This is a genomic window from Pigmentiphaga sp. (assembly GCF_019689535.1).
Classification (GTDB): domain Bacteria; phylum Pseudomonadota; class Gammaproteobacteria; order Burkholderiales; family Burkholderiaceae_B; genus Pigmentiphaga.
The window spans coordinates 1-8434 of record NZ_JADGHH010000157.1 but is presented as its reverse complement, the minus strand read 5'-3'; the positions used below and the strand labels follow the sequence as shown (position 1 = coordinate 8434).

The window sequence follows — 8434 nt, the reverse complement described above, 5'->3', positions numbered from 1 at the left end:
GGGTCTTGGTCAGGATCAGCACCCCCGCGGCGCGAACCTGGGCTTGCGCTTCGGGATGGCGATCGATGACCGCAGCACCGCCCGGGGCGCCGGCGACCGCGATGACGGGTGCCAGGCGATAGCGCTCCCGCAGCAGGGGATGGTCGTCGAACGCCCGGATCACCGGCGCAGGGTCGGCCAGGCCCGTGGTCTCCACCGCGACCGCCGGGAACGGCGGAATGCGGCGTTGTAGCCGTGCCCAGAACAAATCTTCCAGTGCCTGCTCCAGGCCGGGCAGGCCGGTGCAGCAGACGCAGGCGCCGGAAACCAGCGAGGCTTGGTCGGTGACGCCCAGCAGTGCCCCGTCCAGCCCGACTTCGCCCAGCTCATTGACGATGACGGCCGCTCCGTGCAGTGCGGGTTGGCCGAGCCACGCGCCGAGCAGCGTGGTCTTGCCGCTGCCGAGGAAGCCGGTGAGTAAGTAGACGGGAATGCGCGTGCGGGGAGGCATGGCCGTGGCACCAGGTTCAGGCTTGGTGGCCCAGGCGGGCCGAGACGGCGTCCGCAATTTGCACCACGGGGGCGATGAAACCCCGGATAGCCTTCTTGCTCAGCCGCTGGATCGGCCCCGCGATGCCAATGGCCGCGATCACCTGCCCGCTGTGGTCGCGGACGGGTGCGGCGATGCCTCGCATGCCCACTTCGCTTTCCTCGTCATCCACGGCATACCCGTCGCGGCGCACCTGTTCCAGGATCTTGCGCAATTCCGCCGGGTCGGTCTGGGTATGGGGCGTGCGCGCCACCAAGCCGTCCTTGAGGACGCGCGCCAAGACATCCGGCCCTTGGAAGGCCAGCAGCGCGCGGCCTTCGCTGGTGCAGAAAGCCGGCTTGCGTGCGCCGACATACGAACGCATGCGTATCGCTTGGTGGCTTTCCAGGTTGAACAGGTAAATGATGTTGCTCTGTTCCAGGGTCGCCAGGTGCACGGTTTCGCCCGTGGTTTCGCGCAGCTCGTGAAGGTACGGAAGGGCCTGGGTAGAGATGTCCATGCGCCGCCGCACCAGTGCGCCGAGTGCGAAGAGACCTAGTCCGAGCCGGTAGCGGCCGCTTTCCGGATTCTGTTCGAGCAGGCCTTCGGCGGTCAGCGTGCTCACCAAGCGATGAACCGTGCTCTTGGCCAGTCCCAGCCGCTTCGCGAGCGTGCTGATGCCGATTTCCACTTCCGTTTCGGAAAACGCCTTGAGAACCCGTATCGCCGAAGCGACTGAAGAAAGTCTTCCTTCGGTGCCGCCTTGAGAGTCTTGCATGAGTAACGAAGAAGGTTGCACGAATCCTCCTTTATACCCGAGCGGGATCTCGGGCGGCAGCGTGCGCGTGAGTTACTTCTTGTCCGAGGTTTGCTTGATGTACGGGCTCCAGTGCGCGATTTGGTCCACGACGAATTTGTTGAATGTCGCGGCATCCCAGTCGAAGGTTTCCATGGTCTGGCTACGCAGTTCTTTTTGTCCTTCCGGGGACTGCAGTGCCTGCCGCACGGCGCGGTTGAGTTTTTCGACCAGCTGCGCATCCATCCCTGCCGGGCCCGACAGCGAGAACCACGTGGTCCCGGTGAGCTGCGGATAACCGAGCTCCTTGAACGTCGGTACATCGGGGAAATCCGGCAGGCGCTGCGCGGACGTCACGGCCAATGGGCGCAGCTTGCCAGCCTTGATGTTGCCGGCCGCGGTGGTGAGGGTGATGAAGGCGGCCGGCACTTGGTTGGCCGCGACGTCCGCGACTGCCGGGCCCGCGCCCTTGTAGCTGATGTGCACCAGGTTCAGGTTGGTGACCTGGCGGAAGGCCTCGCCGATGAGCGCGCCGTGGGTGCCTTGGCCCGGAGACGCCCAGCTCAGGCCCTCGGGAAGCGAGCGGACATGCTTGATGAATCCGTCCACGTCTTGGATGGGCTGGGCGACGTTGACCGTGAGCACGGTGGGAGGGCCGCCCAACAGCGCAATGTGGGTGAAATCCTTGACCGGATCGAAGTTCGTCACATTCGTCAGGGGCGCGACGACGTGTGACCCGATGCCGGACACCACGAGGGTGTACCCGTCCGGCTCGGCCCGCGCCACCATTTGCGACCCGATGACGCCGCCCGCGCCGCCGCGGTTTTCGACCACGAAGCTCTGTTTGAACGTTTCGGCAAGATGGCGCGAGATCAGCCGGCCCAGGGTATCGGCGCTGCCGCCGGGGGCGTAAGGCACCACGATCTTGACGGGACGGTTGGGCCAATCGTTTTGCGCACAGGCGGGCGCGATGACGCCCATGGCCAGGGTTGCGCAGAGCACGTGCGTAAGGGATCGGATCCTCATTGAAGTGTCTCCTTGGGGTGGGTGCGTTGGCCTGGCGACAGCGCAGGCCGAATTGACATGTTGGTGGAGCGAATGATACCTTTGTTTCCTATCAAGGAACAACGTTCTTTTATACGGAACAACCCGCAATGAGGGGACTCAAATGCTGAAAAAAGAACAGAACGATTTGCTCACCCAAACGGGGCCCGGAACCCCCTTGGGCGAATTGTTCCGCCGTTATTGGCTGCCCGTGCTGCTGAGCCGTGAATTGCCCGAGCCGGGCTGTCCGCCGGTTCGCGTGAAGCTGCTGTCGGAGCGACTGCTCGCCATCCGCGACGAGGAAGGCAACGTCGGCCTGATCGATGAATTCTGTGCCCACCGCGGCGTTTCGCTGTGGTTCGGGCGCTACGACGAGAAAGGGCAGGGCGGGGGCATTCGCTGCCCCTACCACGGCTGGAAGTACGCCGCGGACGGCAGCTGCCTCGATGTCCCTTCGGAGCCGGAGGAGAGCGATTTCCGCCACCGCATCAAGCTCAAGGCGTATCCGCTGGTCGAGCGCGGCGGCATCTACTGGACATATATGGGTCCCCCGGAATTCCAGCCTCCTCTGCCCGAATACGAGTTCGCGATGGTTCCGCCGGAGCATCGTTTCGTCTCCAAGCGCCTCCAGGAAAACAACTGGCTGCAGGCGCTCGAAGGCGGCATCGACTCGAGCCACGTCTCTTGGTTGCACCGCGACAGCCTCAAGTCCGATCCGCTGTTCAAGGGTGCTGCCGGCAACCAGTACAACCTCAAGGACCTGAAGCCGGTATTCGAAGTGGTGGACACCGATACCGGCCTGCTCGTCGGCGTGCGCCGCAATGCGGACGACGATACTTATTACTGGCGCATCACCCCGTGGCTCATGCCGTGCTTCACCATGGTCCCGCCGCGCGGCGACCACCCGGTGCACGGCCACTTCTGGGTGCCCATTGATGACGAGAACTGCTGGGCCTGGAGCTTCGACTACCATGCCGCGCGCCCGCTCACCGAAGCGGAGGTCAAGGCCATGGAAGATGGCAAGGGCATCCACGTGCGCTACGTACCAGGCACGTTCCGCCCCCTGCAGAACAAGGACAACGATTACCTCATGGATCGGGCCGCGCAGAAGGCAGGCAAGACCTTCAGCGGGGTGGAGGGGATCGGCATGCAAGACGCCTCGCTGCAGGAAAGCATGGGGCCCATCCAGGACCGCACCAAGGAGCACCTGACGTCCACCGACATGGGCATCGTCAAGATGCGGCGTGCGCTGCTGAAAGCGGTCAAGGCCTTGGCGGAAGAGGGCGTACCTCCTCCGGGGACGCATCCCTCTGCGCATCATGTGCGTTCGGCTGCCGTCATCCTGCCGCGCGACAAGCCCTTCAAGGAAGCTGCTGCCGATGCGCTGAAAGTGCAGCCCGGCAAACCCCACGCTTCGGTGTAAGGCCATGGAGCACACCGTACGCGCCGCGGTGGCGGTCGAGGCCGGCAAGACCGAGTTGCGTGAACTGGCGGCTCCGCCCACGACGGAAACGAGCGGCCTGCTCAAGGTCGCCGTCACCGGCGTGTGCGGCAGCGACTGGCCTTACTACCAGCAGCTCCCCGCCAGCCGGGGGCCGTTGGTGCTGGGTCACGAAACCGTGGGCTATGTGGCCGAGCTGGGCGACATCGCGCGCGCGAAGTGGGGCGTGCGCGAGGGCGACCTGGTGGCCCTCGAGGAGTACCTGCCCTGCGGTCACTGCGAATTCTGCCGTAGCGGTGAGTTCCGGCTGTGCGATGCGACCGACTGGCGTTTGGGAGGCTTGCGTTATGGCGCGACCGGCTTGTCGGTTGCGCCGGGCCTGTGGGGCGGTTTCAGCCAGTACCAATTCCTGCATTTGAATACGGTGTTTCATCGCGTGCCCGCGGGCGTGTCGCCGCGCCACGCGGCGCTCGCGCTGCCGCTCGCCAATGGGATCGAGTGGACTTATCTGCAGGGCAAGGCCGGGCCCGGCCAGACCGTCGTCATCCAGGGGCCCGGACAGCAGGGGCTGTCATGCGTGGTGGCGGCGCGCGAAGCCGGGGCCGAGTGCATCATCGTGACCGGGTTGTCGAATGAAACCGACAAGCGCCGGCTTGCGCTCGCGCGCGAACTCGGGGCGCACCACACCATCGACATCGAATCGCAGGATCTGCTCGAGACGGTTGCCGACCTCACTGGCGGACACATGGCCGATCTGGTGATCGACTGTGCGGCCGGCGGCACGGAATCCGTGGGCACCGCGGTCCAGCTCGCCCGCAAGCGCGGGCGCGTCATCCTGGGTGGGCAGAAGCGTCGCCGCATTCCCGAGTTCGACAGCGACCGCATCATCGCCCGATTCCTGACCGTCAAGGGCATGCGCGGCCATAGCTATGAGTCGGTGGAGCTTGCGCTCCAGCTCATCGCGGGCAATCGCCACGGCGTCACGAAAATGAGCACGCACAGTTTCGGCCTGGAAGACACCGACCTGGCACTGCGCAGCCTGGCAGGGCAGGGTGTGGACGGCGCGATCCACATGACCATCGATCCCTGGGCCTGAACTGTCGCGCTCCGGCGCGACGGGTAGCGCAGCGGGCGTTTCCGTCAAGGCTCGCCCGTGCGCCCGGCCCGCGCTTGCTCTAGGCCTGCCCTCGCGAACGCGCTTGAAGTAAGCTTGGGCCCAGGCACTGTTCGCAATCGGAGTAGAGACGTGGAATACCGGAAACTTGGCCGTACCGATCTCGAGGTCAGCGTGATCGGTTTGGGAACCATGACTTGGGGGGAGCAAAACAGCGAGGCCGAGGCGCACGAGCAGCTGGACTATGCGTTGGCCCAGGGCGTCAACCTCGTGGATACCGCCGAAATGTATCCTGTGCCGCCCAAGCCCGAGACCCAGGGCCTCACGGAGACCTACATCGGCACCTGGCTTGCCAAGACCGGCCGTCGCAGCGAGATCATCCTGACCAGCAAGGTGATCGGGCCCATGCGCGATGCCAAGCGGCCCGGCCACATCCGCGACGGCAAGACCTACCTGGACCGCAAGAACCTCACCGCTGCGCTCGACGCCAGCCTCAAGCGGCTGCAGACCGACTACATCGACCTTTACCAACTGCACTGGCCCGACCGCACCACCGCGACCTTCGGCAAGCTCGCTTATCCCTGGGTGAAGGACGACTACACGGTGCCGATCGAAGAAACGCTATCGGTACTCCAGGATTTCGTGCGGGCAGGGAAAGTGCGGCACATCGGCGTCTCGAACGAAACGCCGTGGGGCGTGGCGCAGTACCTCAAGCTCTCCGAGACCAAAGGCCTGCCGCGCATCGCGTCGATCCAAAACGCGTATAGCCTGCTCAACCGCGTGTTCGAGATCGGGTTGTCGGAATTCACGCATTGGGAAGACGTGAGCCTGCTGGCCTATTCGCCACTGGCCATGGGCGTGCTGACGGGCAAGTACCTCGACGGGGCGCGGCCCGAGGGCGCGCGGCTGACGCGCTTCACGCGCTTTACCCGCTATGAAGGGCCCGAGGCCGAGTCGGCTGCCCGGCAATACGTGCAGCTGGCGCGCGAACACGGCCTGTCGCCGGCACAGATGGCCCTGGCATGGGTGAATAGCCGGCCCTTCGTCGCCAGCAACCTCATCGGCGCAACGACGATGGAACAGCTCAAGGAAAACATCGCCAGCGCGCAGGTGCAGCTCTCGCCCGAGGTCCTCGAGGGCATCGAGCGCATTCACCGCAGCCAGCCGAATCCCTGCCCCTGAAGGCGCTCACGGCCCCGGCTGCCGCATGCCGCGGCGAGGGGCCTGGCACAAATGCGGCGCCCCGGGGGGCGCCGCGATGCGTTGTAAGCCTGCTCAGATCTTGAAGGCTTCGAAGGTTTCGGGCGCGAACAGGTCTTCGGGCTTGAGCAGGGTCTTCGACAAACCGCTTTCGTGGTGATAACGCAGGAAGGTTTCCAGCGTCTTGCGGTTGTTCTCGAACCCGTAGGCCCAGAAGTCTTCGCCCATTTCCTCGACCACTTTCTCCATGTTGCCCAGGAGCCACGGGTGCATGATCTTGAGCGCCGCGGTTTCTTTCAGGTTTTGGTAGGCGATCTGCTGTGCCTGCACGAAGGCCTTGTACAGGGATTGCGCCACCCAGCGGTTGGCCTCGTAGACTTCGCGGCGGATGACCACCGTGTGCATGATGGGGAAGATGCCGGTCTGGCGGAAGTATTCGCGTTCCACCGCCTCGAAGTCGGGGAACAGGCGCTTGACCTTGCCCTTGCCGGTCAGGAAGGTGGACGGCATGCGCGCGGTGTGCAGCGCGTCGATCTCGCCGTCGAGCAGCATTTGCGACAGTGTCTGAGTGGGCCCGATCTGCTCGATCTTGATGTTCGGGGGCAGGTCCAGCTTGAGTTTCTCAGGGCGCCCGGGCTCTTCTTCGCCGCCCGTGACGTAGGTCACGCTGTCGACCGGCACGCCGTAGTGCTCGGCGAGGATGCCGCGGATCCACACCGGGGCGGTCATCTGGTACTCCGGCGTCCCGATGCGCTTGCCGATCAGATCCTTGGGCTCGCGAATGCCGGCGTCCGCATTGACGTAGATGCAGGAGTGGCGGAAGAAGCGAGACGGGAACACCGGAATGGCGATGAACGGCTTCTCCGGCTTGAACAACGACACCGTATACGACGACAGCGACATTTCGGCCACGTCGAACTCGCGGTGGCGGAGCATGCGGAAGAAGGTTTCTTCCACCGGCATGTTCAGGTAGTTCAGGTCGATCCCGTCGGGAACGACGGTGCCGTCCATTAGTGCGCGGGTCCGGTCGTAGTCCCAGCAGCCAAGCGAAAGTCTCAGTTTGGACATGGTTTTTCTCGATGCAATGACGGTGGAGGAAATCATTCGATGCGGATGCCGGCCTTCTTGATGACGGCTCCGTAGCGTTCGATGTCGGTGCGGATTTTTTCGGCGAACTGCCCGGGCGTGCCGCCCACCGGCGTCAGGAAACTCGTGCCGAGGGACGTTTGCACTTCGGGCTTTTTCAAAATGGCGTTGACCGCGGCGTTTAGCTTGTCGACGATCTCGCGCGGCGTGCCTGCGGGAGCCAGCATGCCATACCAGATGTCGATGTTGAAGCCGGGGAATCCTTGCTCGGCGCCGGTGGGCAGGTCCGGGGCAAAGGGTGTGCGCTGGTCTGCCGCGACGGCATAGACGCGCATGCGGCCGTCCTTGACGTAGCCCGCGATGTTGGTGAGCGTGATGAAGATCAGGTCCACTTGGCCGCCCAGGACGTTGGGCACGGAGTCCGAGCAGCCCTTGTATGGCACGTGGGTGATGTCCACGCTCGCCTGCTGCTTGAACATCTCTCCGGCCAGGTGCAGCGCCGAACCGGTGTCGCAACCGGCGTACGAAAGCTTGCCCGGATTGCGCTTGGCGTATTCCACCAGGTCTTTCAGCGACGCCGGCCCGAGGTCCGCCCGGGCGCCCAACACGGCGGGCGTCGTCCCGATCTGCACGACCGGCGCGAAGCTCTTGATGGCATCGAACGGCAGCTTGGGCATCAACGTATGGTTGATGGTCATCGTATTGGGAATGATGGCGAGGGTATAGCCGTCGGCCGGCGCTTTCGCGAGCTGGTCGAGCCCGATGTTGCCGCCCGCGCCCGGCTTGTTCTCCACCACGAAGGTTTGGCCCAGTTCGCTGCGCAGATGCGTCGCGATCAGGCGCGCCGCGGTGTCCACGCCGCCGCCGGCGGTAACCGGGACGATGACGCGTACGGGCTTGGCAGGATAGTTGTCCGCCATCGCGGCAGGCGAGGCGGCGGCCACGGCCAGGGAAAATGCGGCAAACAAGGCGCGTGCAGGTAGGGGCATGAGTTATCTCCTTCGTACTTCGTAATGCTTGAGGAAACGCCCGTGCCAGGGCTTGGAGGCGCGGGACGTTCGCGCCCCGGCGCGCTGGGCCGCATCTGATGCCGGTTCCGGCGCCGGGTGCTGCGACCCGGCGAAGCAGGCGGCCATGGAGGCCCCGCGTGCGGCGCTGGGGAGATTCTAAGGCGGCAAAGGGTGCTCAGGCTCCGCAAAGGCCATGATTAATAATGATCGCAGCCATCACTGAACGATATTGCCA

At 64.6% G+C, this 8434-nt stretch carries 8 protein-coding genes; 3 read left to right on the top strand and 5 right to left on the bottom strand.

What is annotated here, in order from left to right:
• The 3 genes from IRZ12_RS13210 to IRZ12_RS13200 form a co-directional block, all read right to left on the bottom strand.
• Positions 1-490: GTP-binding protein (locus IRZ12_RS13210; protein ID WP_296469183.1), on the bottom strand; the 490-nt coding region annotated here is incomplete at its 3' end.
• A gap of 16 nt (positions 491-506) precedes the next feature.
• Positions 507-1307: an IclR family transcriptional regulator gene (locus IRZ12_RS13205; protein ID WP_296469181.1), complete on the bottom strand. Its 801-nt coding sequence runs from the start codon at positions 1305-1307 to the stop codon at positions 507-509.
• Between the two features lie 51 nt (positions 1308-1358).
• A complete protein-coding gene (locus IRZ12_RS13200) occupies positions 1359-2330 on the bottom strand; it encodes a tripartite tricarboxylate transporter substrate binding protein (RefSeq protein WP_296469179.1) in 972 nt (323 codons plus the stop codon).
• A gap of 142 nt (positions 2331-2472) precedes the next feature.
• On the opposite strand from IRZ12_RS13200, the gene IRZ12_RS13195 reads away from it, so the two are divergent.
• The 3 genes from IRZ12_RS13195 (at position 2473) to IRZ12_RS13185 (ending at position 6085) form a co-directional block, all read left to right on the top strand.
• Entirely contained in the window at positions 2473-3771 is a 1299-nt protein-coding gene (locus tag IRZ12_RS13195; RefSeq protein ID WP_296469177.1) for a Rieske 2Fe-2S domain-containing protein, read from the top strand.
• Positions 3772-3775: 4 nt separating this feature from the next.
• Entirely contained in the window at positions 3776-4885 is a 1110-nt protein-coding gene (locus tag IRZ12_RS13190; RefSeq protein ID WP_296469175.1) for a zinc-binding dehydrogenase, read from the top strand.
• A gap of 150 nt (positions 4886-5035) precedes the next feature.
• Complete coding sequence (locus tag IRZ12_RS13185; protein ID WP_296469173.1) at positions 5036-6085, top strand: NADP(H)-dependent aldo-keto reductase; 1050 nt, start codon at positions 5036-5038, stop codon at positions 6083-6085.
• Between the two features lie 93 nt (positions 6086-6178).
• On the opposite strand, the gene IRZ12_RS13180 is transcribed toward IRZ12_RS13185, so the two are convergent.
• The gene (locus IRZ12_RS13180) at positions 6179-7171 is read right to left on the bottom strand and encodes an ABC transporter substrate-binding protein (protein WP_296469172.1); all 993 of its coding nucleotides are present in this window, start codon (positions 7169-7171) and stop codon (positions 6179-6181) included.
• A 32-nt stretch (positions 7172-7203) separates the two neighbouring features.
• Entirely contained in the window at positions 7204-8178 is a 975-nt protein-coding gene (locus IRZ12_RS13175; RefSeq protein WP_296469170.1) for a tripartite tricarboxylate transporter substrate binding protein, read from the bottom strand.
• Positions 8179-8434: the final 256 nt, after the last annotated feature.

Bases quoted from the DNA above. Each gene is read 5' to 3' on its own strand.
- IRZ12_RS13190 (WP_296469175.1), top strand. From the start codon at position 3,776: ATGGAGCACACCGTACGCGCCGCGGTGGCGGTCGAGGCCGGCAAGACC.
- IRZ12_RS13200 (WP_296469179.1), bottom strand. From the start codon at position 2,330: ATGAGGATCCGATCCCTTACGCACGTGCTCTGCGCAACCCTGGCCATG.
- IRZ12_RS13180 (WP_296469172.1), bottom strand. From the start codon at position 7,171: ATGTCCAAACTGAGACTTTCGCTTGGCTGCTGGGACTACGACCGGACC.
- IRZ12_RS13175 (WP_296469170.1), bottom strand. From the start codon at position 8,178: ATGCCCCTACCTGCACGCGCCTTGTTTGCCGCATTTTCCCTGGCCGTG.
- IRZ12_RS13195 (WP_296469177.1), top strand. From the start codon at position 2,473: ATGCTGAAAAAAGAACAGAACGATTTGCTCACCCAAACGGGGCCCGGA.